At 70.3% G+C, this 25,594-nt stretch carries 27 protein-coding genes; 11 read left to right on the top strand and 16 right to left on the bottom strand.

What is annotated here, in order from left to right; genetic code table 11:
• Both ABT053_RS10145 and ABT053_RS10140 read right to left on the bottom strand, forming a co-directional pair.
• Positions 1-927 (bottom strand): carbohydrate ABC transporter permease, encoded by a 927-nt coding sequence (locus ABT053_RS10145; RefSeq protein WP_350968578.1) that lies wholly within the window; start codon positions 925-927, stop codon positions 1-3.
• A 254-nt stretch (positions 928-1,181) separates the two neighbouring features.
• The gene (locus ABT053_RS10140) at positions 1,182-2,462 is read right to left on the bottom strand and encodes an ABC transporter substrate-binding protein (protein WP_350968577.1); all 1,281 of its coding nucleotides are present in this window, start codon (positions 2,460-2,462) and stop codon (positions 1,182-1,184) included.
• Positions 2,463-2,712: 250 nt separating this feature from the next.
• On the opposite strand from ABT053_RS10140, the gene ABT053_RS10135 reads away from it, so the two are divergent.
• Positions 2,713-3,723, top strand: a complete 1,011-nt coding sequence (locus ABT053_RS10135; RefSeq protein ID WP_350968576.1) for a LacI family DNA-binding transcriptional regulator — start codon at positions 2,713-2,715, stop codon at positions 3,721-3,723.
• 349 nt (positions 3,724-4,072) lie between these two features.
• Here the strand turns inward: ABT053_RS10135 and ABT053_RS10130 are convergent, their stop codons facing one another.
• Complete coding sequence (locus ABT053_RS10130) at positions 4,073-4,639, bottom strand: helix-turn-helix domain-containing protein (RefSeq protein ID WP_350968575.1); 567 nt, start codon at positions 4,637-4,639, stop codon at positions 4,073-4,075.
• 59 nt (positions 4,640-4,698) lie between these two features.
• On the opposite strand from ABT053_RS10130, the gene ABT053_RS10125 reads away from it, so the two are divergent.
• The 4 genes from ABT053_RS10125 to ABT053_RS10110 all read left to right on the top strand — a co-directional run bounded on the left by ABT053_RS10125 (position 4,699) and on the right by ABT053_RS10110 (position 7,825).
• A complete protein-coding gene (locus ABT053_RS10125; RefSeq protein ID WP_350968574.1) occupies positions 4,699-5,730 on the top strand; it encodes an alpha/beta hydrolase in 1,032 nt (343 codons plus the stop codon).
• 240 nt (positions 5,731-5,970) lie between these two features.
• A complete protein-coding gene (locus ABT053_RS10120) occupies positions 5,971-6,858 on the top strand; it encodes a CPBP family intramembrane glutamic endopeptidase (RefSeq protein WP_350968573.1) in 888 nt (295 codons plus the stop codon).
• 221 nt (positions 6,859-7,079) lie between these two features.
• The gene (locus tag ABT053_RS10115) at positions 7,080-7,592 is read left to right on the top strand and encodes a hypothetical protein (RefSeq protein WP_350968572.1); all 513 of its coding nucleotides are present in this window, start codon (positions 7,080-7,082) and stop codon (positions 7,590-7,592) included.
• Positions 7,580-7,825, top strand: a complete 246-nt coding sequence (locus ABT053_RS10110) for a winged helix-turn-helix domain-containing protein (RefSeq protein WP_350968828.1) — start codon at positions 7,580-7,582, stop codon at positions 7,823-7,825. Before ABT053_RS10115 ends, ABT053_RS10110 begins: the two co-directional genes overlap by 13 nt.
• Positions 7,826-7,865: 40 nt before the next feature.
• On the opposite strand, the gene ABT053_RS10105 is transcribed toward ABT053_RS10110, so the two are convergent.
• Positions 7,866-8,363 carry a DUF1203 domain-containing protein gene (locus ABT053_RS10105; protein ID WP_350968571.1) on the bottom strand — a complete coding sequence of 166 codons (498 nt, stop codon included), beginning with the start codon at positions 8,361-8,363 and terminating at the stop codon, positions 7,866-7,868.
• 301 nt (positions 8,364-8,664) lie between these two features.
• On the opposite strand from ABT053_RS10105, the gene ABT053_RS10100 reads away from it, so the two are divergent.
• Complete coding sequence (locus tag ABT053_RS10100) at positions 8,665-9,225, top strand: isochorismatase family protein (RefSeq protein WP_350968570.1); 561 nt, start codon at positions 8,665-8,667, stop codon at positions 9,223-9,225.
• 270 nt (positions 9,226-9,495) lie between these two features.
• On the opposite strand, the gene ABT053_RS10095 is transcribed toward ABT053_RS10100, so the two are convergent.
• A complete protein-coding gene (locus ABT053_RS10095) occupies positions 9,496-10,431 on the bottom strand; it encodes an NHL repeat-containing protein (RefSeq protein WP_350968569.1) in 936 nt (311 codons plus the stop codon).
• A 711-nt stretch (positions 10,432-11,142) separates the two neighbouring features.
• Here ABT053_RS10095 and ABT053_RS10090 point away from each other — a divergent pair.
• Together ABT053_RS10090 and ABT053_RS10085 are read left to right on the top strand one after the other, a co-directional pair.
• Positions 11,143-11,631 (top strand): CAP family protein, encoded by a 489-nt coding sequence (locus tag ABT053_RS10090; RefSeq protein ID WP_350968568.1) that lies wholly within the window; start codon positions 11,143-11,145, stop codon positions 11,629-11,631.
• Positions 11,632-11,930: 299 nt separating this feature from the next.
• Positions 11,931-12,782, top strand: a complete 852-nt coding sequence (locus ABT053_RS10085; RefSeq protein ID WP_350968567.1) for a DUF72 domain-containing protein — start codon at positions 11,931-11,933, stop codon at positions 12,780-12,782.
• Between the two features lie 75 nt (positions 12,783-12,857).
• On the opposite strand, the gene ABT053_RS10080 is transcribed toward ABT053_RS10085, so the two are convergent.
• The 4 genes from ABT053_RS10080 to ABT053_RS10065 form a co-directional block, all read right to left on the bottom strand.
• Positions 12,858-14,342 (bottom strand): DHA2 family efflux MFS transporter permease subunit, encoded by a 1,485-nt coding sequence (locus tag ABT053_RS10080; protein ID WP_350968566.1) that lies wholly within the window; start codon positions 14,340-14,342, stop codon positions 12,858-12,860.
• Between the two features lie 73 nt (positions 14,343-14,415).
• A complete protein-coding gene (locus ABT053_RS10075; protein WP_350968565.1) occupies positions 14,416-14,904 on the bottom strand; it encodes a MarR family winged helix-turn-helix transcriptional regulator in 489 nt (162 codons plus the stop codon).
• Positions 14,905-15,138: 234 nt separating this feature from the next.
• Positions 15,139-16,038: an aminoglycoside phosphotransferase family protein gene (locus ABT053_RS10070; protein WP_350968564.1), complete on the bottom strand. Its 900-nt coding sequence runs from the start codon at positions 16,036-16,038 to the stop codon at positions 15,139-15,141.
• A 316-nt stretch (positions 16,039-16,354) separates the two neighbouring features.
• A complete protein-coding gene (locus ABT053_RS10065) occupies positions 16,355-17,302 on the bottom strand; it encodes an AraC family transcriptional regulator (RefSeq protein ID WP_350968563.1) in 948 nt (315 codons plus the stop codon).
• 140 nt (positions 17,303-17,442) lie between these two features.
• On the opposite strand from ABT053_RS10065, the gene ABT053_RS10060 reads away from it, so the two are divergent.
• Positions 17,443-18,486, top strand: coding sequence for an aldo/keto reductase (locus ABT053_RS10060; protein ID WP_350968562.1), 1,044 nt, complete (start codon positions 17,443-17,445; stop codon positions 18,484-18,486).
• Between the two features lie 33 nt (positions 18,487-18,519).
• Positions 18,520-18,954 (top strand): serine hydrolase domain-containing protein, encoded by a 435-nt coding sequence (locus ABT053_RS10055; protein ID WP_350968561.1) that lies wholly within the window; start codon positions 18,520-18,522, stop codon positions 18,952-18,954.
• On the opposite strand, the gene ABT053_RS10050 is transcribed toward ABT053_RS10055, so the two are convergent.
• The 7 genes from ABT053_RS10050 to ABT053_RS10020 form a co-directional block, all read right to left on the bottom strand.
• Positions 18,923-19,168, bottom strand: coding sequence for a hypothetical protein (locus ABT053_RS10050; protein WP_350968560.1), 246 nt, complete (start codon positions 19,166-19,168; stop codon positions 18,923-18,925). The genes ABT053_RS10055 and ABT053_RS10050 overlap by 32 nt on opposite strands.
• Positions 19,169-19,375: 207 nt before the next feature.
• The gene (locus tag ABT053_RS10045; protein WP_350968559.1) at positions 19,376-20,257 is read right to left on the bottom strand and encodes a L,D-transpeptidase family protein; all 882 of its coding nucleotides are present in this window, start codon (positions 20,255-20,257) and stop codon (positions 19,376-19,378) included.
• Positions 20,258-20,444: 187 nt separating this feature from the next.
• Positions 20,445-21,374, bottom strand: coding sequence for a GNAT family N-acetyltransferase (locus ABT053_RS10040; protein WP_350968558.1), 930 nt, complete (start codon positions 21,372-21,374; stop codon positions 20,445-20,447).
• 285 nt (positions 21,375-21,659) lie between these two features.
• Positions 21,660-22,070 (bottom strand): Rieske (2Fe-2S) protein, encoded by a 411-nt coding sequence (locus ABT053_RS10035; RefSeq protein WP_350968557.1) that lies wholly within the window; start codon positions 22,068-22,070, stop codon positions 21,660-21,662.
• Between the two features lie 50 nt (positions 22,071-22,120).
• Positions 22,121-22,900 carry a sensor histidine kinase gene (locus tag ABT053_RS10030; RefSeq protein WP_350968827.1) on the bottom strand — a complete coding sequence of 260 codons (780 nt, stop codon included), beginning with the start codon at positions 22,898-22,900 and terminating at the stop codon, positions 22,121-22,123.
• An 18-nt stretch (positions 22,901-22,918) separates the two neighbouring features.
• Positions 22,919-23,878: a hypothetical protein gene (locus tag ABT053_RS10025; RefSeq protein WP_350968556.1), complete on the bottom strand. Its 960-nt coding sequence runs from the start codon at positions 23,876-23,878 to the stop codon at positions 22,919-22,921.
• Between the two features lies 1 nt (position 23,879).
• Positions 23,880-24,548, bottom strand: coding sequence for a response regulator transcription factor (locus tag ABT053_RS10020; protein WP_350968555.1), 669 nt, complete (start codon positions 24,546-24,548; stop codon positions 23,880-23,882).
• 208 nt (positions 24,549-24,756) lie between these two features.
• On the opposite strand from ABT053_RS10020, the gene ABT053_RS10015 reads away from it, so the two are divergent.
• On the top strand, positions 24,757-25,353 hold the full coding sequence (locus tag ABT053_RS10015; protein WP_350968554.1) for a hypothetical protein: 597 nt from the start codon (positions 24,757-24,759) through the stop codon (positions 25,351-25,353).
• Positions 25,354-25,594: the final 241 nt, after the last annotated feature.

Genomic DNA, 25,594 nt, shown 5'->3' with positions numbered 1-25,594 from the left:
TCAGCTGCTCCTGATCCTGCGCGTGATGGCGAAGTTGACGAGCGCCATGACCACGATGATCATGCAGAGCGTCCAGGCGATCGCCGAGGCGTAGCCGAACTCGTACATGCTGAAGCCCTGCTCGTAGAGGTAGAGGCCGACGGTCTGGAACTGGCGGTCCGAGCCGCCGGTCGGGTTGCCGGTGCCGGCCTGGAAGAGCAGCGGCTCGGCGATGATCTGGAAGCCGCCGATGGTGGACACGACGGCGGTGAAGATGATCGTGGGACGGAGCATCGGCACGGTGATCTTCCGGAACTGGGTGAACTGGCTCGCGCCGTCCAGCCGGGCCGCCTCGTACAGGTCCTCGGGGATGGTCTGCATGGCGGCCAGGTAGATGAGGGCGTTGTAGCCGGTCCACCGCCAGATGACGATCATCGAGATCGCGACGTGCGAGGAGAGCGTTCCGGCCTGCCAGTCGATCGGGTCCAGGCCCACCAGGCCGAGAGCCCAGTTGACCATGCCGAAGTCACGGCCGAAGAGCTGCGCGAAGATGATCGTGACCGCGACGATCGAGGTCACGTTGGGCAGCAGCACGCCCATCCGGAACAGCGTGCGGGCGCGCAGCCTGCGGTTGAGCATGTGCGCGACGAACAGCGCGGCCAGCAGCTGCGGCACGGTGGACAGCAGCCAGATGCTGACGGTGTTGAACAGCGCGTTCCAGAAGTAGTCGTCGGCCAGCAGCTCGGCGTAGTTGGCCAGCCCCACCCACTCGCGGGCCGGGTCCAGCAGGTTCCAGTCGGTGAGGGAGACGTAGGCGGTGTACAGCAGCGGGAACATGCCGACCACGCCGAACAGCAGGAAGAACGGGGCGATGTAGAGGTACGGCGAGCCCTTGACGTCGAGCTGGTAGGCCCAGCGGCGCCGGGGCCCTGATCTGACGGAGGTCACGGTCCGTTCCTTGGGGGATTCGCGGAGGTCACGGTCGGTTCCTTGGGGATTCGGAGGTCGCGGTCGATTTTTGGAGGACTCGCGGAGGGCGCGTCGGTTCCTCGAAAAGTCGGTTCCTCAGAGAAGTCGGTTTCTCGAAAAGCCGACTCCTCGGAGAAGCCGATTTCTCGGAGAAGCCGGCTTCTCAGGGGAAGGGGTGGCGACGGCGGGCCCTGACCGCCCGCCGTCGCCCGGCTCTCACGGATCGGCGCGCGTCACCTGCTGATGCGCTCGACGTCCTCAAGCATCTGCGTCCACGCCTCGGCGCCGTCCTGCTTGCCCTCCTCCACGCGGTTGATCGAGTCGCGGATGGCGGTCTGGATGTCACCGGCCCTCGGGCCCTGGTGCTGCGGCTTGAGGTTGCGGGCGGCGGTGGTGAAGATCTGCCCGATCGGCGCGTCGTTGAAGAACTCGTGCTTGAGCCCGGTCACCTCGGGCTTGTCGTAGGTGGCGACGGTGGAGGGCAGGATGCCGTGCTTGGCGAACACCTCGATCTGCTGTTCGGGCGCCGTCAGCCAGGTGATCAGCTCCACGGCCTCCTTCAGGTGCTTGCTCTGGGCGGGGACTGTCAGGTAGGAACCGCCCCAGTTGCCGCCGCCGCCGGGGATGGCGGCCACGTCCCACTGCCCGGCGAAGTCCTTGCCCTGGTCCTGGATCTTGGCGAGCATCCAGGCCGGGCAGGCGATGGTGGCGAACTGACTCTTGGCGAAGCCGGTGTTCCAGGCGGGCGAGCTGCCGACGAGCTTGGCCGACTGGCCGTCGGCCACGGCCTTGAGCACCTCGTCATAGGCGGCGCGGATGGCCGGGTTGGTGGCGACCACGACGTTGTCCTGGGCGTCGTAGTAGCCGGTCTCGGCCTGGCCGACCATCGCGTTGAACACCTGGGGGCCGCCGTCGAAGAACGCGGCGCCTTCGGGCTTCTTGGCGGTGTAGCGCTTGCCGGTCTCGAAGTAGGACGTCCAGTCGGGCCAGAGCTTGGAGACCTCGTCGCGGCCGGTGGGCAGCCCGGCCTTCTCGAACAGGTCGCGGCGGTAGCACATGGCCAGGCCGCCGACGTCGGTGCCGTAGCCGATCTGGGCCCCCGACTTGGCCAGCGACGCCTCCCACTTCCACGGCAGCCAGCGGTCCTTGAGCTGGTCGGCGCCGTGCTGCCGCAGGTCGGCGAAGTGCTGGGGCTGGTTCCTGAACTGGGCGACGAAGCCGGTGTCGATCGCCTCGACGTCGGCGGTGCCGCTGCGGGTGGCCAGGTGCGCCGCGAGGTTGCGGTGGTGGTCGTTGTACGCCGACGTCCTCTCGACGATCTTGATGTTGGGGTGGGCGGCCTCGTACTTGGCGTAGAGCTCCTTGAAGCCCATGTTCCCGAACAGGTTGAGGGTGAGGGTGATCTTGCCGTCGGTCGGGGTGGAGCCGGTGGAGGGGGAGCCGCCGCCGCAGCCGGCGGTGAGCATGCCGGCGGCCAGCACTCCGGCGGCGAGACGGATTCGTCCAGCAGACACCTGGGACTCCTTCGAAGGGAGAGAAAGGGTGACTGCGAGATGCGACGAGAAGGCCGAGCCCCGCGGCAACGGTGCGGCATCGGCCTGTCAGGGGGATATTCCACATAACGCCCCCGCCTTTCGTCAAGTCACAGAAACGTCACGTGCCGGAAATGCATGGTGATGGGTTGACACGGCGCCAACCCTCACATAATTTCCATGCAACCGGTTACATGAAACCGGTTTCAGCGAGATGCGATACCGTACGCCCGTGGCAACGATTCGAGAGCTGGCGCGCCTTTGCGGGGTGTCGTCGGCGACTGTCTCCCGCGTGTTCAACAACCCCGAGGTGGTGAACGCCCAGACCCGCGAGCTCGTTCTCAGCACCGCGGCACGCATCGGATACCTGCCCAACGAGTCGGCCCGCACCCTGGCCACCAAGAGGTCCCACATGGTCGGCCTGATCTGGGACACCGACCACCGCCGCCCCGGCTGGCGGCACCCGTTCTTCCAGGAGATCCTCATCGGGCTGAAGACCGCGCTGAGCGAGCGCGGCTATCACCTGCTCATGCTCGCCACCAGCGAGGACGGCACACCCGACAGCTTTCTCCGCGCCGTGCGCAGGCACAACCTCGACGGCGTGGTCTTCATAGACAACGGCAGGGCCGACCCCTCGCTCCAGCCGCTGGCGGCGTCCGAGGTGCCGTGCGTCTCCCTCGACCGGCCCGTCCAGGGGCCGTGGACCACCTACGTGACCTCCGACAACGTGGGCGGGGCGCGCGAGGCGGTCCGCCACCTGCACGCGACCGGGCGCCGGGCCATCGCCACCATCACCGGCCCGTCCCGCACCAGGCCGGGCGCGGAACGGCTGCGCGGCTACCTGGACGAGCTGGCCGCGCTCGGCCTGGCGCACCGGCCGGAGCTGGTCGTCGAGGGCGACTTCTACCTGTCGAGCGGTCACGCCGCGATGCGTGCCCTGCTGGCGCTGGAGGAGCCGCCCGACGCGGTGTTCGCCGCGGGCGACGAGATGGCGATCGGCGCGCTGCGCGCGGTGACCGAGGCGGGGCTGAAGGTGCCCGAGGACATCGCGCTGGTCGGGTTCGACGACATCGAGCTGGCCGCGCTGGTGCCGCCGGGCCTGACGACACTGGCCCAGGACAAGGCGGGCTTCGGTACGGCGGCGGCAGCGGCGGTCATCACGATGATCAACGGAGGCGTCACCCCTCTCCCGCGGATCCTGCCCACCTCACTGGTCGTCCGCGGCTCCACCAGGCAGATCTGACCCGCGGTCGCCCGTCCATCCGCGTCGGGTGCGGCATCGTGCGCTGGAGCGCGGTCCCCGTCGCGAAGCGGCGGCACGCTGGAGCGCGATGACCAGGGATGACCCAGGGATGACCCCGGGATGACCCCGGGATGACCCCGGGATGACCCAGGGATGATCCAGGACCGGGCGGGCCGCCGTACGAGAGTCCGCGGCATCGATCCCCGGCAACCGCTTGAGCTGGGTGAGGAGACCTCCGCGTCGTGACCGGCGCCCGTTCGCGGGCGGGTGTGAGGTCGGATCTCCGCTTCACCGGTCGAAACACCCCGTCTCAACCGGCTTGGCCGGTCGCTCGTTCGGGGGCGGTGTCCTATTTCGGTTTCGTTCCGGTTTCTGGTCCCGGGTCCGTTCTGGGTTTGTCCGGTACGACGACGAGGCTGACGATGCGGCGGGTGCGGCCGTCGCCCTCGGGGTGGCTGACCCGGGAGAGGACCGCGCGCTCGATCTCCTCGACCATCGTGGCGAACTCGTCTTCGGTCAGACACACCGCCGCCTGCCGGTAGACCACGCCGTCCGAGACGGGATCGGCGTCCTCGCGGGCGAGGTAGCGGCTGAAATCCGCCATCAACGACACCGCGAACGTGGTGAACGCCCGCTGGTGGTCCTCCCGCGTCATCGCCGCCCGCGCGGCGGGGCCGACCTCCGCCTGCTCCGGGCGCACTCGATAGCTGCGCTCCACCGTGCCGCGTACCCGTCGCTCGTCCACCACCTCCAGCACGCCCGCGTCGGTCAGCACGGCGATGTGCCGGTACATCGTCGCCGGTGCGATGTCGGGGAGGCGGTCGCGCAGCTGCCCGGTGGTCATCGGGTCGGTGTCGAACAGCGTTTGCAGGATGCGCATCCGGACGGGGTGCAGGAGAAGATCCGCGGTTGACATGGACCCATGTTCTCATATGAGATAATGTTCTCAAAGTTGAGAACGATGAAAGGCGGGACATGCGCGACGTCGACATGACGGTTACCGCGGACGACGGACTGTCCCTGGCCGGCACGCTGACCCTGCCCGCGGGCCCCGGCCCGCACCCGGCCGTCCTGCTGCTGCACGGATCCGGGCCGCTGGACCGCGACGCCAACACCGGCCGGCTCCGCATGGAGCTCGGACCGCCGCTGGCCGCCGCGCTCGCGAAGGAAGGGATCGCCACACTGCGTTACGACCGGCGCGGCGTCGGCGCCACCTCCGGCGACTGGCACGCGACCGGATTCGCCGACAACCGGCACGACGCCGCCGCCGCGCTGCGCGCCCTGGCCGGGCGGCCCGGCATCCGGGCGGACGCCGTCGGCGTGGTCGGGCACAGCGAGGGCGCCGTTCACGCCATGTCCCTCGGCGCGCACCCGGGGGTCGGCGCGGTGGTGCTGCTGGCCGGGTTCGCCCGCCTCGGTGAGGACGCCCTGCGCAGGCAGGCCGGGATGATCGCCCGCGGTCTCCCCGCGCCGGTGCGGCCGCTGCTGCCGGTCCTGCGCGCCCTGTTCACCCGGCACCTGGCCCGGGTCAGGACGACCCGCGCGGACGTGGCGCGCGTCACCGGGATCCGGGTGAACGCCCGGTGGATGCGGGAGATGCTCGACCACGACCCGCGCCCGGACCTGGCGAACATCCGGGTCCCCGTCCTGGCGATCACCGGCGGCAAGGACGTCCAGGTCGACCCGGCGGACCTGGACGAGATCCGCAGGCTGGTGCTCGGCGAGGTCGAGATCCACCGGATCCCCGACCTCACCCACCCGCTGCGCCGTGACCCCGGCCGTCCGTCGATGCTCTCCTACCCCCGGCTGCTGCGCCGGCCGGTCGACGCCGACCTGCTCGCGCTGGTGGCCGGCTGGCTCGCCCTCCGGCTCGGGGAAACGTCCCAGGGCCGCGAGGACCGCGAGAACCGCGAGGGGCTTGAGAGCCGGGAGAACCGGGAGAGTCCGGCTGCTTCGCGGCGCGAATCTCCCGGTGGGACGGGGAATTCCCTGGTCAAAAATCCCTAGCCCCACCAATCCGACCATTTCAGCCGGTCCGGGCTTCACGTCCGGTCAGGCGTCGGCTGGGCGTCACGTCCGGTCGGCGCACGCGTTCTCGGCGCACGCGTTCTCGTCGCTCCTGAGCCCGCTGCCGGCCGCATCGTTCCGCGACAGCCGCCGAGAACGCTCGATCGCGGTTTCCACTCCTCCTCCCTCGCGGCAGGAATCAGAACTTCCTCCCCGCGAGACCCGTGAAAGGGAAAAAGCATGACCATCGCACCCCCCGTACGCCGGCACGACGGCCTCGCCCTTTTCTGGGTCGTCACGTTCGCGACGAGCTGGGCTTTCTGGCTCACCGCGATCATCCTCGGCGGATCGGCGATGAGTTTCCCCACCGTCGTTCCCCACCTGCTCGCCGGCTTCGGCCCGATGATCGGCGCGATCGTGATCCGGGCGCGCCGTGCCCGCCGCCGTCAGCCCGTCCCCGCCCACACGGTGAGGTTTCAGCTGAGCACGCGGCTGTTCTGGGTGCCGCCCCTCCTGGTGCTGGCCTCGGCGACCGTGGTGGGAGCCGCGCTGCTCGCGTACCTCCTGGGTGGTCCCGCGGTGAGCCTGACGGCCGGGCAGAACCTGATCGCGACCGTCGGCGGGCCCGTACCGTTCCTCATCAGCATGCTGATCGCCGGGCCGTTGTCCGAGGAGCCCGGCTGGCGTGGCACGGCGTACCCGCGCCTGCGCGCGTCGCTGGGCCGTTTTCGGACCGGTCTGCTGCTGGGTGCCGTCTGGGCGGTGTGGCATCTGCCGCTGTTCTTCGTCCCCGGGACCGTCCAGGCCGGATTCGGGCTGTTCAGCTGGAGCGGGCTGCTGTTCACGATCAGTGTCGTCCCGATGGCGCTGCTGACCGGTTTCGCCTACGAGCGTGCCGGGGTCGCGGCGTCGATCGCGGTCCACTTCGGCGTCAACGCGACGATGGCGCTGCTGAGCGTCAGCTCGCCCGTGACGATGGCGTCCATCGTGGCGGTGCAGGTCGTTGCCGCGGTCGCGCTGCTCGCCTGGCAGCGTGGTCGCGACAACAACCTGCCGATTGACACGGACCTTCAGCCGCACCGGGCCGACACCGACTCGTCGTACCGGACCGGCCGGACCCGCGGTTAACAGGTCCACGTAAGTTCGCGCTGATTCGCGTAGGTCCGGGTCGGTTCGGGGTGATCCGGAGCGACCCGGGCGGCACGGCCGAAGCCGTCCGGGGCAGGACTCTTCGGGTGAGGCTGAACGGGCGCTTTGGGCGCTGATGTCGTGGCCGGAGGCGTTCGCCGGATCGAGTGGTCACGTGACGAGCGTGAAAGAGCGTCCGTTCAGCAGGAAAAGGTGCATCCTTGGTCGTTATGGTGTCGATCCTGAAAAGGGTGCTCGGCTGGGTGCTGTTGGTGGTCGCGATCTTCATGGTGTTCGCCGGTCTCGCCGCGGTCCCCCTGATCTCCGATGTCTGGGAACACCGGAGGGTGTGCGGCGAGAATTACGAGAGCATCGAAGCCGCCCTGACACCGTCCGACCTCCTGGAGGCCGCCCCGGCCGGTGCCGTCCCGGATGAAGAGCGCGACCGCGATTGCACCGACACCGACGACCACCATGCCACCATCAGCCGCTTCTACCACTTTTCGCGGCAGAACGGCTCGCGCGAGGACATCGACTCCTTCTACCGGGACCTCGCCCTGCGCAACGGCTGGAAGCTTTCTCCCGGCGAGGGTCCCACCGGCGAGGTGAGGTGCGTGGCCAAGGAGTCCGAGGGCGCGGAGATCAACTTCGAGGTCTCGTTCGGCTCGGAGCCGGAGGACACCTCGTCGGAGGACACCTCCTACATAGTGAGAGCCTCCACCTGGCCCTGCTGAGGCGGCACCGGGCGCGAGGACGGCGGCGGCTCGATCTGTCGGTCAAGGAGTTCGCGCTCCTGGAAGCCCTGCCGCGCGCAGGTCCCGGCTTCCTGAGCATCGAGGACCTCCCGGAGCGGGTCTGGGACGAGAACGCCGGCCCGTTCACCGACACCGTCACCGTGACCATCGGGAGGCCGCGCCGCAAGCCGGGGAGCCCGCCGGTCATCACGACGACACCCGGGGTGGGATAACCGCATCGCGGATCCCGCCGGTGAGGCGTAACGCGGGAGGTCAGGCGCGGTGCACCTCGAACAGGAAGCAGCCGAACTCCACCGCCCGCACGTGCACCAGCGCCACGCCGGGGTCCGCGAACTGCTCGGCCAGGATGGTCTCCGCCGTGGCGGCGTCGCGGCTCGCGTACTCGTCCACCAGCCGTCCGCCGAGGATGTTGCCGTCGGCGTCGTAGGCGCGGAAGACCCGCCGCTCCCCGCACATGTCGACGGGGAAGCCCGTCCCGCCGGGCCCCGCGCACGGTTCGGCGTGCACGAACACCGGGCCCACCTCCTCGTACGGGCCGGGGTCGCCACCGGTCCGCGCCCCCCACCGGCGCAGCGGCGCGTACGAGAGCAGGGCGAGGCGCTCGCCCGGGAGGCTGCGGCGCAGGCAGCATCGCAGCGGGGAGCCCCCCTCGGTGTCGGTGATCATGCGGGGCGGACGCCCGGCGTCGTCGCGGACGCGCAACTCGGCGGCGACCCCGGCCTCGATGGCGAACGTACGGAGAGTGCTCATGGATCCATGCTCGGCCGTACGACTCCGGCGCGCTGGCGGAAATCGGCCCTGGTTGTGAGCCCGGACGGCCTCCCTCGCCCCCGGCTTCCCCGGGACGGCCGCCGACCGGGAGAGCCGGTTTCGCGGTGCGCGGTCCGGGAGGTCGGAGGGGCAGGGTGAGGCGGATACGGACGATGACGCCGGACGTGTGGTGGCCGGTCCGCCGGTCGAAGCCGCCGTGGGTGACCGGGAGGGGGTTTTCTGTCGGTGGGTGTGTCTAGCGTGGGCGGGCACAGGATTCCGGCGTGAGCGAGGAAAGACCATGACCACACTCGAGAACCGGCCGCACACCGCACTCCTCGTCGTCGACGTGCAGAACGGTGTCGTCGAGGGCACTCACGAGCGCGACGTGGTCGTCGCGAACATCGGCGGTCTCGTCGAGAGGGCGCGGCGGGAGGGGGTCCCCGTCGTCTGGGTCCAGCACTCGGACGAGCACATCGTGAGGGGGAGCGACAACTGGCGGATCGTCCCCGAGCTGGCTCCGGACGACGCCGAGCCGCTCGTCGAGAAGCACTACGGCGACTCCTTCGAGGAGACCACCCTCGAGACCGTGCTGTCCGGTCTCGGTGCCGGGCGGCTTTTCGTCGCCGGGGCGCAGACCGACGAGTGCGTCCGCTCGACCATCCACGGCGCGTTCGTCAGGGGATACGACGTGACCCTCGTCAGCGACGCCCACACGACGGAGGATCAGACGGAGTGGGGAGCGCCGCCGCCGGACAAGGTCATCGCGCACACGAACCTGTACTGGACCTACCAGACCGCGCCGGGACGGACGGCCGGGACGGCCGAGACCAAGAACGTCGACTTCGGCCGCACGTCCTGAAAGATTTCGGTCGCACGTCCTGAACGACTCCGGCCGCGCGTCTTGAACGACTCCGGTCGTACGTCCTGAACGATTTCGGCCGCACGTCCCGAACGACTCCGGCCCGCACGTCCCGAAGCCCGTCGTGTGACGACGTGGACGACCTCGCCCCGGGACGGCACCGGGTCGCCGCGGACCGTGCGCGCGGGCGGGAGCGGGTACGGCGGGTGCCGTCCCGCTCCCCCCGCGCCGTGCCGGAGGAGGCCGGAGGAGCAGGCCAGGAGAGAGTGATCAGTGACGCTCGACGGCCACCACGTTGTACGGGGTCGTCGGGGTGGGGGTCGTGGTGAAGCGGGCGTTGGGGAGATAGAGGCGGTCGCGGAAGGAGGCGACGGTGGTCGGGACGTCGAAGCGGCCGTCCGTGAGCTTGCGGACCACCTTCCCCGAGGTGGCGCCGCGGTTCAGCGAGAGGGACGTCAGGGTGTTCAGGCGGTTCTGCACGACGTGGAGGGTGCGGCCCTCCAGCAGCAGGCCGTCACCGTTGGTCAGGGACTCGGCGCCGATGTCCACCAGGGCGGCCACGCCGGTCGAGGGGTTGACCCGGAACAGCTTGCCGGTGTTGGACTGGACGACGAGCAGGGCCCTGCGGTCGGGGGTCTGCGCGATGCCGTTGGCGTTGTTGCCGGTCGTGTAGACGATGTCCCCGCTCAGCGGCACCTTCACCGCCTCTTCCGGCAGCGCTCCTCCGCGCCCGAGCGGCAGCTTGTACAGCACGGGGTTGGCCGAGTCGGTGAAGTACGCCGCGTCGCGGGTGAGCACGACGTCGTTGACGAACGCGGTGCCGGTGGCGAGCCGGTAGCTCGCGAGCACCTTGCCGCTCCGGGTGTCGATCACGCGGGCGTCGCCGCCCGTGCCGCCGGCGACGAACAGCCTGCCGCGCGTGTCGACCTTGAGGCCGAGCGACGGGGTGCCCGGACCCGGGTTGATGATCCGGCCCTTGCCCGTGCGCAGGTCGGCCCGGTAGATCGCGCCGGTCCCGCGCGAGCCGAAGTACGCGGCTGCTCCCGGGCCGATGGCGATGCCCTCCGGCTGGAAGCCGTCCGGGAGGGAGAACTCGGTGGGATAGGCCGGCTTCTCATGAGGGGCGGAGGTCGTGGATCCGGTCTCGGCCACCGCGGCCGGGGCCGCCATGAGTACGGTGAGGAACCCTGCTAGGAGAAATGCCACCTTCATTAAGGAACATCCCGTCTGTCGCGAGTGCGATGGTCTACCCGAATGCCCTTTTGGGCGATAGATCTAACGTATGACGTCGGGCTGTAGCGATCCCGTAAAGCGCGTCCGCCCGGACGGCGCCCGGTGCGGCTCCGGGGCGGGTGCCGTCCAGGGGCGCCGCGGTCTCGGCCGTCACGGCCTGTGATCCGCGATCCGTGGCTCTTGGTCCGTGATCCGTGATCCGTGATCCGTGATCCGTGGTTCTTGGTCCGTGGCTCGTGATTCGTGGTCATGGCTCGTGGTCCTCGCGCGGGGCCGGGTTTTCCGGGCCGCTTCTTATCGTTCGTCTCCCCGACGCGAGAGCTTCCGGGAACGTGAGAGGTTTCTGCCGTTCACGGGCTCGTTTCGTTGGCACCCTGCGCTCTGTCGCCGGCGGTCCCCGCGATCTTTTCCTTGGGTTCCGTGAATACGGGCCACAGGGATATGCCGATCCGTTGCGCCCGCTTCTCCCTTTGCTTTTTCCATGGTATGCCGCCCACAAGGCGCATTCGAGAGAAATAACGTGTTTCTTGTCGGCCGAATCGATTCGGGTTATCCAAATAAACGCCTTCGAGGGGACCGGCCCTTGCCGAACGGAAGGCGGGCGATAAAGGATTGGCCGAGAAATCCACGGTCGACAAGGATTGTGGTTCGACTGGCGCCCACGGTGCCGTTTGAGGACGTCTCATGCCAGGAACCCGCCCCGCGCTCCCCGACGCCACGACGCCCGAATTCCAGGCCGAGGCGCTCGCCGAGGCCAACGCCCTCCGGGCCAAACACCACGCGCCGCCCCTGGTCCTGGACCCCGAGCTCAACGCGTACGCCCAATCGCGAGCCGTCTCCCGTTCCGAGCAGGAGGAGCTCAAGGCCGGTCACACCGATCTGCGCAAGGGGACGGGCGAGAACATCTACTGGGGCGGCGGCTCCGAAGCCCTGCCCGGATCGGAGGCGGTCAACAGCTGGTACAGCGAGATCGCCGCCTACGACTTCGCCGCGGCCCAGTTCAACGGGAACTCCGGTCACTTCACGCAGCTCGTCTGGAAAGGCAGCACGAAGGTCGGCATCGGACGGGCCGCCGGTCAGGGCGGTGAATACTTCGAGACGTACATCGTCTTCGTCTTCGAGGCCCCGGGAAACATGAAGGGCGCTTTCGCGGAAAACGTTCTTCCCGCCTGAACGAATTTCCTTTGGCGAGGGCGAGGTGAATCGACGGTTCACCGCGGTGCCGGTGCCACCCGGGATGATTCCGGGGTGGTGCCGGCACCGCCTTGGTGTCGTTGGTCGACGGTTCTCGTGATTGAAAAGTACGACATATCGTCATATTTCCTTTTTAACCGCAGAGGTACCGGCCGGGCGTACCAGCGCCGCCCCCGGCCCCGACCTCGCCCCCGGCCCCGGTCCGCTTCGGTGCCCGCCCCGGGGCACGAGGTACGCCCGTTTCCTGTCTCCCGCCCTCCTTGGATAGCGTCGAGGTCATGCGGCTTCATGTGGGATGCGCGATGTGGACCCTCACGTCCTGGCAGGGACGCCTCCTGCCCCACCCGCTCCCTCCCGGGGAGCGCCTGCGGGCCTACGCGACCTGGTGCAACGCGGTGGAGGGCAACACGACGTTCTACGCGACACCGGCGCGGAGCACGGTGGAGTCGTGGGCGCGGCAGACCGGCCCGGACTTCCGCCTGGTGGCCAAGCTGCCCAGGACGATCACCCACGAGGGCCGCCTCACCGGCGTCGACGAGGAGGTCCGCTCGTTCCTGGAGGCGATCGAACCGCTCGGGCCGAGGGCCGAGACCCTCTGGATCCAGCTGCCGGGATCGTTCGGCCCGACCGACCTCGGCGCCCTGGCGGGCTTTCTCCACCGGCTCCCCGGCTCGCACAGGTACGCCGTCGAGGTCCGCCACCGCGCGTTCTTCGACGACCCGCGATCCGTACGGCTCCTCGAAGGGGTTCTCGCCGGAGCGGGTGCCGAGTGGGTGCCCTTCGACACCACCACGCTCTTCCGCAGCCCTCCGACCAGCGACGCCGAGCGGGAGGCGTGGTCGAAGAAGCCGCGCATGCCGCGCAGGTCGGTCGCTCTCACCGACCGCCCGATCGTCCGCTACCTCGGCCGGGACGACACGGCGAGCACGGTCGAGGGCTGGGGGCACTGGGTCGGCACGGTCGCCGAGTGGCTGCGCGAGGGTCGCTCGCCGACCGTGTTCGTCCACACCCCCGACAACGCCGACGCCCCGACGCTCGCCCGCCGCTTCCACGACGACGTACGAGCCCTGCTGCCCGGGATCGAACCGCTCCCCGAGCCCATGCCCACCGAGCCGCTGACCCTCTTCTGACCACCATCGACCCGCTGCCCGCCCGGGCCTCGATGTCACCGACCACCACCGACCGCGGGCCGGTCGCGAAGATGATCAGGTGGTCTCCGGCCGGGTCCCCGGTGTGGCGAGGGCGGTCTCCGGCCTGGGCTGCCGCAGTACGACGAGCGCGACGGTGAAGGCGGCGAGGAGGAGGGCGGCGGCGACGCCGAAAGCCAGGTGGTAGCCGCCGGTCAGCGCGGCGGCCCCGCTCTCTCCCGCGGACAGCAGTTCCTCGGTACGCGAGGCGGCCAGCGTGGACAGCACCGCGACGCCGGTCGCCATGCCGATCTGCTGGGTGGTGTTGAACAGCCCGGACGCCAGGCCCGCGTCGTCGGCCCCGGCGCCGGACATGCCGAGCGTGGTCAGGGCCGGGAGCACCAGCCCGCCACCCGCGATGAGCAGCATCACCGGGAGCAGGTCGGTGACGTAGTTCGCGTTCACCGGTACGCGGGTGAGCCAGCCCATCGCCCCGAACAGCAGCACCAGGCCCGCCAGCAGGACGGCACGCTCGCCGAAGCGGGTGTTGAGCCGGGCGGAGAGGAACAGGGACACGCCGCCGATGGCCACCGCCGCGGGGAGCATCGCGAGGCCGGTGTCGAGCGCGCCGTACCCGAGGACCTTCTGCATGTAGAGCGCGACGATGATCTGGAAGGCGAACATGGCCGACAGCGTCAGGATCTGGGCCAGGTTGGCACCCGAGACGTTGCGCGAGCGGAAGATCCGCAGGGGCATCAGCGGGGTCCTCGCGGTCGCCTGGCGGGCGACGAACGCGGCCAGCAGGACGAGCGACACCGCGCCCAGGCCGAGGGTGTGCGCCGCGAGCCAGCCGTACTCCTCGATCTTGACCACCGTGTAGATGCCCAGCATCAGACCGGCGGTGACCAGCACGGCGCCGATGACGTCGGCCCCGGCGGTGAGCCCGATCCCGCGCTCGCCCGGCAGCGTCCGGACCGCGAGTACGACCGTGGCCAGCCCGATCGGCAGGTTGATGAAGAAGATCCAGTGCCAGCTGAGCGCGTCGGTGAGGACCCCGCCCAGCACCTGGCCGATGGAGGCCCCGGCGGCGCCGGTGAAGCTGAAGACGCCGATCGCCTTCGCGCGTTCCCCGGGCTCGGTGAACAGCGTCACCAGGATGCCCAGCACGACCGCGGAGGCCATCGCGCTGCCGACGCCCTGCAGGAACCGGGCGGCGATCAGCATGCCGGGCCCGGTGGACAGCCCGGCCAGCAGCGACGCGGCGGTGAAGACCACGTTCCCGGCCAGGAACATGGTCTTGCGGCCGATGAGATCACCCAGCCGTCCGGCCAGCAGGAGCAGCCCGCCGAAGGCGATCAGGTAGGCGTTGACGGTCCAGCTGAGCCCGGCGGGCGAGAAGCCCAGGTCCGCCTGGATGGCCGGCATCGCCACGGTCACGATGCTGCCGTCCAGGATCGTCATCAGCATCGCGGCGGACAGCACGGTGAGCGCGAGCCAGCGCGACGGGGGCGCGCCGGTGCGGGGCGGCCGGGATGGCCGGGGGGAGGGTGCGGTGTGCGACATGGCCGTCTCCTGTTCGAAGGGGAACAGAAGCGACCGTAGCAGATAGTTTTGTTGTAGACGATCCTCTATGGATTTACTTTGCGCGCTGCCGTGCCCGCCTGACCCCCTGCGGAGCCTCGGCGGGGGTGGCCAGATGGCCCGTGACCAGGCGGTTCATCGCCCGTACGAGCACCTCGCCCTCGTCCTCGGGCAGCGAGCCCAGCGCCGCCCGGTGCACGCCGTCGACGATCTCCTGGCTCCGCCGCGCGACCTCGGCGCCCTTCTCGGTGACCGCGATGATCCGGGCGCGCCGGTCCGTGCTGGACGGACGGCGCTCGGCGAGCCCCGCCTTCTCCAGGGCGTCGACCGTGACCACCATCGTGGTCTTGTCCATGTCGCCGAGCTCGGCGAGCTGGATCTGCGTGCGCTCCTCCTCCAGGGCGTGGACCAGCACGCAGTGCATGCGCGCCGTCAGCCCGATCTCGGCGAGCGCCGCCGCCATCCGGGTCCTCAGGACATGGCCGACGTGGTCGAGCAGGAACGACAGATCCGGCTCGGTACGGGCGGGTGCCATCGCGGTCATGACCCCCACCATAGCCAACCGGTACCGTTCTGGATTATCCGCAAGCGGAACTACTTGACGGGCCCGGGGCCTGTCGGATAAACGATCACGACTGAACGATTACGGCCGGGCCCGGCGAGCCGGCCGGTTCTCACCCGGAAGGGCCGCCTCCCCGACGGCCCGCGCGCCGGGGTCCGCCACGTCGCGGCCACGTGATCCCACGCCGGGTCACATGGGGGCCGTACGCGGATCGCGTCAGGTGGCGTTCTCGTGGTCGGCGAGAACCTCGCGGATCACGTGCCGCGCGTTCGCCGCGAACACCGGATTCGTGTCCCGGTAGTACGGGAGCGCGATGAGCGCGATGGACAGGGCCCGGCCGCGCCCTCGGGCCCAGGTCGCGTCGTCGACCCCGAGGGCCGTGCGGAAGTCGTCGCGCACCTCGGCGGGGAGGAGGTTCCAGGCGACGATCAGGTCGCAGGCGGGGTCTCCCACGCCCGCGGTGCCGAAGTCGATGACGGCGCCGAGCCGTCCTCCGGCGAGCAGCAGGTTCCCTGGCATCAGGTCGGAGTGGATCCAGACGGGCGGGCCCGGCCAGCCGGGGGTCTCCAGGGCGGCCTCCCACGCCGCGGTCGCCGCGCCGGTGTCGATCGTCCCGCGTAGGTCGCCGATCGCGACGCGCGTCGGGGCGTCCAGCGTCTCCAGCGGCCCGCCCCGGTAGGCGGGCGGCCCGTCCGGGAGGTCGATCCGGCGGAACGCGGCGACGAACGCCGCCAGCTCCCTCGCGAGCGGGCCCGGCTCGGTCAGGCGACCGGCGGACGGGCTCTCACCGTCGAGCCAGCGGTAGACCGACCAGGGCAGCGGGTACCCCTCGGCGGGCCTTCCCGCGCCGAGCGGGACGGGAACGGGCACCGGGAGCAGCGGGGCGAGCCTCGGCAGCCACCGCAGGTCCTTCTCGACCTGCGCCGCGGAACCGGCCCTGCGGGGCAGGCGCACGGCCATGTCGTCACCGAGCCGGTAGATGGCGTTGTCGGTGCCGGAGGAGTCGAACGGCTCGACGGGAAGGTCCGCCCACCGCGGGAACTGCGTGGCGACCAGCCTGCGTACGAGAGGGACGTCGTGCTCCACCTCGTCCGCGTGCATCCTGCGAGCGCGCATGAGCACCTTCCTCACCTCTCGGACCTGTGACAGGGCTTGCCGACCTGGAGCAGGACGGCCACACGACACGCACGACACGGACGACACGACGGGACCGAGGGGCCGGGTCATGCCTCCTGCCGTACGCGGCCGGCCGACGTTCATCGGACCGGTTTCCGGACGCGCCTGTCAACTCATATACCGGCGGGAACGCGTGGGCACGCACGGGAACCGTCGTACCCACCGGAGAATCACGGACCGGAGAAGTACGGACCGGAGAAGCACGGACCGGAGAAGCACGGACCGGAGAAACTACGGACCGGTCACCGGTGTCGCGTCATTCGTGGACGGGCGGGGCGGCCGGCGGGGGCGGTTTCGCGGTCCGGTACCGGGCGGGCGGCTGGCCGGTGACGCGCTTGAAGGCGTTGCTGAAGGCGCTCTCCGACGCGTACCCCCACTCGGTGGCCACCGACGCGACCGTGCGGTCACCGGCGCGCAACGCCTCGGCCGCGGACCGGATGCGCCAGTGCAGCAGGTAGTCCAGCGGCGGCAGGCCGACGAGGGTCTTGAAACGCAGCGCGAAGCTGGAGCGGGACATGTCCACCTCGGCGGCGAGGCCGGCGACCGTCCAGCGGCGGGTGGCCTGCTGGTGCATCAGGGTGAGCGCGGAGCCGATCCGCGGGTCGTTCAACGCCCCCAGCCAGCCCGGGATGTCCTCCTCTCCGGCCAGGTGGGCACGCAGGGCCTGGACGAACATGATCTGGGTCAGATGCTCGATCATCACCGTCGCCCCGAGCGGCTCGGCCGCGGTCTCGTGGGTCAGCATCCCCAGCACCGGGCGCAGGGTCCGGGCCTGCTCGCTGTCGGCGGGGATGCGCACGGCCGGGGGCAGGCAGTCGAGCAGCAGCGTCGCGGTCATGTCGTCGAGGGTGATGCTGCCGCCGATGATGACGGTCGGCTCGGCGTCCGGGACGACGGCCCCGTACCGCACGTTCCTGATGTTGGGGGCGTCGAGATAGACGGCGTGGCCGTCCTCCGCCTCGATGTCGAGATCGCTGGCGACCTCGTACGGCCGCCCGCCCGTGAGCAGGTAGCAGTCGCCCGCAGCCAGCCGCAGCGCGGGCAGGCCGTCGATGGTGAGCCAGCAGGCGCCGGACGTGATCGCGCCGATCTTGATGTGCCGGTAGCTCCGGAAGCGCAGCGCCCAGCGACCGGCGGCCTCGAAGCGCGAGGAGAGGGCGCTCCTGACCTTCAGCAGGGTCAGGACATCGGACAGGGGGTCCATGGTGACTCCGGACGATCTCGCATATATGTCGGACTCTTTCTTATGGATTGTCCAGGTAGACGGGTTATAGCGTTCCAACGCCCCCCTCATCTGGTCATTTGATCATCCGGTCATTCGGTCATCCGGAAGGAGTTAGGACGATGAAATACGCGCAGCTCGGTAGCACAGGAGTCTTCGTCTCCGGCATCTCGCTGGGAGCGATGAGCTTCGGCGGGCGCGGCCAGGTCTGGGAGGCGGTCGGCGCGCTGGACGTGAAGGAGACGGACCGCCTGGTGGGCACCGCGCTCGACCACGGGGTGAACCTCATCGACACCGCCGACGTGTACGGCGGCGGCGAGTCGGAGGAGCTCCTCGGCCAGGTGCTCGGGGCCCGCCGCCGCGACGTGGTGCTGGCCACCAAGATGACCGCGCGGACGGCCGGCGGCCCCAACGACGTCGGCCAGTCGCGGCTGCACATCATGCGGTCGCTGGAGGACAGCCTGCGCAGGCTCCGTACCGACCACGTCGACCTCTACCAGATCCACAACATCGACCCGATCACGCCCTTCGAGGAGTCCCTGGCCGCCCTCGACGACGCCGTACGCCAGGGGAAGGTCCGCTACGTCGGCGCCTCGAACCTGACCGCCTGGCAGGCGATGAAGGCGCTGGGAGTCTCCGAGCGGCGCGGATGGGCGCGGTTCGCCTCCCTGCAGGCCCAGTACTCGCTCGCGGCGCGCGATATCGAACGCGAGATCATCCCCCTGCTCCAGGACCAGAGACTCGGCCTGCTGGTCTGGAGCCCGCTCGCCGCCGGGCTGCTCTCCGGGAAGTTCGACCGCACCGGCACGAGCGACGACGGGGCCCGCCGCACCCGGTTCCAGTTCCCGCCGGTGAACCTGGAGCGCGCCTACGACGTCATCGACGTCCTGCGCGAGGTGGCGGCCCGCCACGAGGTCGGCGTGGCTCGCGTCGCGCTGGCCTGGGTGCTCTCGCGACCCGGCGTGAGCAGCGTCATCATCGGCGCCAAGCGCCCGGAGCAGCTCACCGAGAACCTCGCCGCCGTCGAGCTGGAGCTCACCGAGCGGGATCTCGCCGAGCTGGACGCCGCCAGCGCGCTCCCGGTCGAGTACCCCGGCTGGATCCAGGCCGACCATTCCGACCGCTTCCCCGGGCAGGGCGCGTGGGAGTTCACCTCGCGGGGTTGACCCTGACACGGCGGCATGACGTAGAACAGGATCATGAGCGACACACTCGCCGGACGCCTCGCCCTCGGCGTGGAGCAGGGCAGGCTGCCCGGCCTCCACGCCGTGGTCGCCCTCCGCCACGGCCGGGTGATCCTTGAGCACTACGGCGAGGGCGAGGATTTCCGGCTGAACGAGCCGCTCGGCCGGGTGCGCTTCACACCCGGCACGCTCCACGACCTCCGCTCGATCACCAAGAGCGTCGTCGGCCTCCTGTACGGCATCGCCCTCGCCGACGGCCGGGTGCCGGAGCCGCGCGAGCCGCTGCTGCGCTACTTCCCCGAGTATCCGGACCTCGCCGAGGACCCCCGGCGCGCCGCGCTCGGCGCGGTCGGTACGGTTACGGGTTCTTCCGGACGGTCGGACGGTTACAGGTTCTTCCGGTTACGGGTTCTTCCGGTTACGGGTTCTTCGCGCCCGCTCGCTGCGTGATCGTGTTTCGCACGAGCCACAGGACGCTCTGGTGAATCGCCACCCCGGCGGCGACGTTGAGCACCCCGAGCGCGGCCGCCATCACCAGTGACCCGTCGAGTCCGATGGCGTCGCCGGCCAGGAGCACGGCGGGCCAGAACACGGCGGCGGCGAGGAGGGAGGCCCGCCACCAGCGCCCGAAGATCAGGCCGAACAGGATCATGGTTGGTATCACGATTCACGCCCTTCGGAATGATCTGCCGACATCTTCATCATGACCTCACAGCACGGGTTCTAAGCCCGTGGGATCGGTTCGATCGCCGTACCCGCCGGGATTTTCCGGCGTAAAGGCCACTTCCCGCCCCTCGCCCCTCGGCCTCCGGCGCTTCCCAACTGCATGGTGCGCGCACGCGTCCACGGCTCACCGCCGGTCCTTCGCGGTTCACCGGTGGCCCCTGCCGTGCTCGCCGGTGGAGCGGCCGGGCCGCGAGGAGTGCCGGTGCGAGCGACGCGGAACCTCGGGAGGTCGTGCCTTGGGAATCCGGGAACGTTGTTCCCCGCGCGCCTTCGGGCCGCGTTCGGCGGGAGCCTCCGGGCGGCGGACGTACACGGGGATGTCCGGCTGGAGGAACCGGTAGACGTCGAGGGCGTTGTGCAGCGGGACCCGGACGCACCCGTGGGACGCCGGGTAGCGGGGCACGAGGGTGGAGCCGTGGATGGCGATGCCGCCGTTGAAGTAGACGGGGTAGAACATCGCCCCCAGGATCCCCGTGGACCAGCCGGGGACCCGAATTCCCACCCGGTAGTCGCCGAGCGGGGTCGAGGCGAACCCGCAGTGGCCCTTCTCGCAGTACGGTCTGCGGGCACCGGTCGAGATGTGGGTCACCAGCACGGGTTTCCCGCCCTTCCACGTCGTGAGGAGCTGGCGCCGTAGATCGATCTCGGCCCTCTCCGGCTCCCCGCCCGCGACCAGGGGCCTGACCCGGCGGGGGTGCAGGAGGGCCTGCCAGGTCGGCGAGTCGATCCTGTCGACGGGCTTCAGCCCGTTGGCCTTCTGGAAGGCCCACACGGTCATTCGCAGGGCGGAGTCGTACGTCGGGCTGAGATTTCCCGGGGGAAATCCCAAATCCTTGAGTCTTTTCTTCGCGTTGTGTACCTCGATTCCTCTGCTGCCTATTTTGAGGGTCGTGAATTGGTCCGGCAGGGGGACGTGCCGGGAATCGGGGGCGGGGTCGGCCACGGCGTGCGTGACGCCGAAGGGGAGGGTCGTGACCAGGGCGAAGACGGTGCCGGCGATCAGGGAGCGTTGAACTGTGCTTCGCATATGTGACGTCTATCCGCCGACAGGAGCGAGCAACCCTCTAATGCTACTTGCCAGGTGGTAAGACTTATACAGCCGCGTGCGGTTCAAGAGTTATCTCGGGGGAGTTTTCCCGAGAAAATATGTATATATTTCCAGGCGAGGTTATATGGCGATATCCATTGGATATCTAGGAAACCGCTGGACGTGCTCAGGGGGACCCGGCGGGGTTCGGCGACGGCGCGTGTGACGGGCCGTCCGGCCGACGGCGCGTGTAGCGGGCCGTCCGGTCGACGGTGCGGAAGCCGAGGGCCTCGTATAGTCGTGCGGGCACCGGATACCCCGCGTCCCCCCGAGGCTGGACGATCGCGGTGACCGCTCCCGCCTCCCCGAGCCGGTGCAGCGCGTACAGGCTGGCCGCGCGGGCCAGCCCCATCCGCCGGAAGTCCGAATGCGTGCCGACCGGCTCCAGCTCCCCGACGCCGTTGGCGTCGTCCAGCCAGATCAGGCAGTACGACGCCAGGCGGCCGTCCGGCGCCTCGACGACGCAGTCCAGCTCGCACCGGTAGGGCCACGCGCCCATGACGTTGCGGTAGCTCTCCTCGGTGACCGACGAGGGGGCGAACGCCGACCGGTGCACGGCCACGCGCGCGGGCACGTCCTCCTCGCCGCGCACGTGGCGCACGACGAAGCCGGGAGGCACCTCGGGTTCCGGCAGGTCACGCAGGTCACGTGACATGCGCAGCAGGAAGGGCGCGTCCTCGGGCTCCCGCCGGTAGCCGTGCCGGGCCAGGACGGCGGCGAGCCGCCTCTCGCCCTCCAGGACGGTCACCCCCAGCTCGTCGCCGACGGCCACGCCACGGAACCAGTCGAGCACCTCGTCCGCCAGCTCGGGACACTCCGGATGCACGAACATCTCCAGCTCGCCCGGAGGCGTCGCCCACCCCCACGCCAGGGTGTCACCGTCGCGCTCCCACAGCGCCGTCGGCCACTCCGCCTCCCGCCCCACGTGCTGGAACCTGCTCCAGGCGAGCCCCCCGACATGCGGCCGGACGGCGGGACCCCAGGCCGCCCGTACGAGTTCCTGCATCTTCCGCAGGTCGGCGGCACCCTCGTAGGGGCGCACGATGACGTCGCTCATCGGCCTCACATCCTTCTCGCGGTGGGGTCTTGTGGCGGTCTTGCGGCGGCTCGACGGCGATCTTCCGTGGCCTTCTCCGTCGCCTTCTTTGTCGCCGCGCGAAGCTCATTGATTCACGTGAAACCTTCGCCGATGTCCCGGAAGGTCGCAGGGAGGGGTCGGCAAGCGGACGAATCCTGGGCACTCGTTCTCACAGGACGCCGACCTGGTTCTCCCTCGCGGCCCGCTTCCGTGGCGAGTCGTCACGGAAGCGGCCCGCACGGAGTCCGGGTGAGCGCCGGTCGATCAGCCCAGCCGGATGACGCCCTTGGAAACCTTGATCTTCTTACGGGCCAGCGGCCGCTTGGCGGGACCCTTGGCCACCGAGCCGTCGGCGATCCGGAATTTGCTGCCGTGGCAGGGGCAGTTGATGGTCCCGCCGCGGATGGTGGAGACCGGGCAGCCCTGGTGCGTGCACTTCGCGCTGAAGGCGCGGAAGGTGCCCTTCCTCGGCTGGGTGACCACCCACGTGCCCTTGATGATCCGGCCACCGCCGACGGGAATGCTGCTGGTCTTGGCGAGGATGGGACCGGCGGCCTCCCCGGTGTCCTCGGAGGCCTCGGCGGGGCGTACCCACGCGGTGGCCGACGCGATCGCGGCGGCGGCGCCGCCCACGAGACCTCGGAAGATCATCAAGCGGCGGGTGGGAGCGGGCATGGCGGGCCTCCTGGGGAGTGAAGGGGTCCGTGATAGATCACGTGTGTGGTTCATATCACAGGAAAACGGGCCTGTAGCCATGCTTCTCGATCTTTCCCCGCGACACGCAGGCTGCCGTCGTGCCGTACCGCGATGTCCCTCGCGATGGCCAGCCCGAGACCCGCGCCGCCCGCGTCCCTGTCCCTGGCCTCGTCCAGCCGGGTGAACCGGTCGAAGACCGCCTCGTGGTGCTCGGTGGGAATGCCCGGCCCGTCGTCCAGCACGTCGAGCACCGCCTCGCCGCCGTCCGTGGCCAGCCGGACGGTGACCGCGGAACTCGCGTGACGTACGGCGTTGTCCACCAGGTTGGCCACCAGGCGGCGCAGCTGCCCGGCGGAGCCGAGGACCACGGTGTCGGCCGCCACCTCCAGCGTGACCCTGATCTCCGGCCGGGGCCGCGACCTGGCAGCCTCCTCGGCGGTCACCTGGCCGAGGTCCACCTCCTCGTGACAGCCGGGCTCACCGGCGTCCAGGCGGGCGAGCAGGAGAAGGTCGGAGGTGAGGGCCTGGATCCGCTCCACGTCGGTGAGCGCCTCGGCCGCCAGCGGCACCGGCCCGGCCAGCTCCAGGCGGGTCCGCAGGATGGCCAGCGGGCTGCGGAGTTCGTGGGCCGCGTCGGCGACGAAGCGCTTGTGCCGGCTGACCGCCAGTTCGAGGCGGTCGAGCGTACGGTTCATGGTCTCGGCGAGGCGGGCGATCTCGTCACGCGACCGGGGTACGGGGACCCGCCGGTGCAGGTCGCTGGCGGTGATGTCGGCCATCTCGGCACGGATGGCGGAGACCGGCGCCAGCGCCCGGCCGACGGCGAGTCAGGTGAGGGCGGCGACGAGCAGGAGCAACGCGGGAATACCGGGAAGCAGCAGGCCGCGCAGGGTCGCCAGTGCGTCCGCCGTGGGTTCGAGCGAGGCCCTGGCCTGGACGAACAGCGTGCCGTCGGCGGTGTCCACGGGCATCGTGGCCAAGGCGAAGGACTCCCCGGGAGCCCACCGCGCCACCTCGGCAGGCTGGAGCGCGGCTCCACCCGCGACGCCTTGCACGCCCTGCACGCCCTGCATACCCTGCACGGCCGACACGGGCGGCACCGCGACCTCCACGCCGGACGGCCCGGAGGCCTCGGACGCTCCGGACGGCTCGGGTACTCCAGGCGGCCCGGACGATGGCGCGGCCTTCCCGGACGGCGCCGTCGCCTTCCCATTGGACGGCCTGGAGGCACCGGTCGGCCCGGACGGTCCGGTCGGTGCCGTCGCTTTTCCACCGGACGGCCTGGACGCCCCGGACAGCTCGGATATCCCGGATGCTTTGGACGCTTCGGACGGGAGTGCGGTCTTACCCGGAGGCGTCGTGGCCTTTCCGCCGGACGACGGGAGGGCGGTCGGGGCCGGGCCGGAGAGCGTAGGGACGGGCGACACGGGATTCTTGAAGATCTTGATGTCGGGATCGAGGAGGGCCGGCTCCGAGTGCCAGGCGGCACCGGTCCGCGCCCTGGTCACGGTCACCACGGTGGCCGACGGAGCGTCGATCGTCCACGCCGGGGACGCCGGGACACCGGCCGACGTGGTGCCGATCGCCGAGGCGTCGAGCATCACCGTGCCGCCCGCGAGCACGTCGGCGGTGGCCCCGGCGCGGCGGGCGGCCTCGTCGGAGGCGCTCCGCGTCAGGCTTCCCGTCAGCACGCCGACGAGCACCGACGACGCCACCCCCAGCGCGACCGCGACGATGGCGGTCGCCGCGAGGGTCGCCCGGAGCCGTACCGACAGGCGCGTCGCCATCTCAGGCCTCCAGCCGGTAGCCGGCGCCGCGTACGGTCACCAGCGACGAGCGGCCGAACGGAGAGTCGATCTTGCGGCGGAGCGCGCTGACGTAGACCTCGACGATGTTCGGGTCGCCGTCGTAGGAGAAGTCCCACGCCTGGGCCAGCAACTCGCCCTTGGAGACCACCTCACCCTGCCTGCGCGCCAGGCCGTGCAGGACCGCGAACTCCTTGGGCGTGAGGGAGATCTCCACCTCGCCCCGGCGGCAGCGGAGCCCCGCCGGGTCGACGGTGAGGTCGCCGACCGCGATGGACACCGGCCTCGCCGTGCCGCCCCTGCGTACCAGCGCGCGCAGCCGGGCCAGCAGCACCACGTAGGAGAACGGTTTGGACAGGAAGTCGTCCGCGCCCGTGTCCAGGGCCTCGGCCTCGTCGTGCACCCCGTCCTTGGCGGTGAGCATCAGGATCGGCGTCCAGTTCTCCGCGTCGCGAAGCCTGGCGCAGACGGTGTAGCCGTTCATCCGGGGCAGCATGACGTCGAGCACGATCACGTCGTACGGGTTCTCGGTCGCCATCCACAGCCCGTCGCGCCCGTCGTACGCGACGTCGACGGCGAACCCCTCGCCCGCCAGCCCTTCCTTCAGGAGATGGGCCAGGCGCTTCTCGTCATCAACCAGTAGCACGCGCATGCCGCCCAGCCTGACGTACCCCGCCTAAAGCCAACCTGAAGACGATTTCCGGCGCCTTCAGGCTGGGTTCAGGCAACGGGCGGGAGCCTGTGGTCCCCAGCACCGCATACCGGTCCGCTCACCGATCCACACATTGCCTCGTCCGCTTCATTCGCTTCGTCCGCTTCATTCGCCCAGTTCGTTGATTCGTCCGACAAGGAGAACATCCATGCGCATCCGCATGCTCGCCGCCGCCGTGGTGACCGCGGGGGCTCTGATGGTCACGCTGACCGGAGCCGCCAGTGCCGACGGCACACCGCCCCCTGCCCCCACGCCCCTGCCCGGGGACGGTGTCGTGCTCATCAACTGCGAGGGGGGCGGCCAGATGACCCTGACGACGCGACCGCTCACCGAGGCGGAGCGCGAGGAACTGAAGAAGGCCGCACCCACTCTCACGGTGCCCGCCGTGCCCGCCGTCCCCGCCCTGCCGTCCGGACAGGCCGCTGAGGGCGGTAAGGGTGCTGAGGGCGGTAAGGCCGGGAAGGCCGAGGCCGGGCGCGTCACGATCACCGAGGACGTCCGGGCGGTGCGGCCGGACGCGGCGCCGCCCGTCCTGCCCGACGGAGCGACCCCGCCCAAGGCCACCGACGTCACGGTCGCGTCGCCCCTTCCCGAAGGCGCCGCGAAGCGAGGGGAGGTGGCGATGCTCTCCACGGCCGTGCCCGCTCCCGGCGGGGCCGCGGTCACCGAGGTCAGGGTGGCGGGCAAGCTCTCGGAAGGCGGTACGCCCACCGTCACCTGCGCGAAGAAGGCCGAGAAGGAGTGACCTCGCGGGCACGCCCCCGCGAGCCGAGGGGCGTCCCCGCACAAGACCTGCGAACCGGCCGGGGCATCCGTGCGGGAATGTCCCCGGCCGGTTCGCAGCCGGATCGCCTTCGACGTGGACGCGACCCGCGGCCGGACCGTCTTCGGTTCGGAGGAGGCCCGCCGCCGGTTCGGAAACGTCCCGCATCTGGTCCGCAGCCGGTCCACCGCTGGTCCGCAGCCGGCTCGGGGGCGGCTCGGCG

It is taken from the genome of Streptosporangium sp. NPDC002524 (genome assembly GCF_040295985.1).
GTDB lineage: Bacteria > Actinomycetota > Actinomycetes > Streptosporangiales > Streptosporangiaceae > Streptosporangium.
The sequence above is the reverse complement of the archived record's forward strand: the minus strand, read 5'-3'. Positions and strand labels throughout refer to the sequence as shown.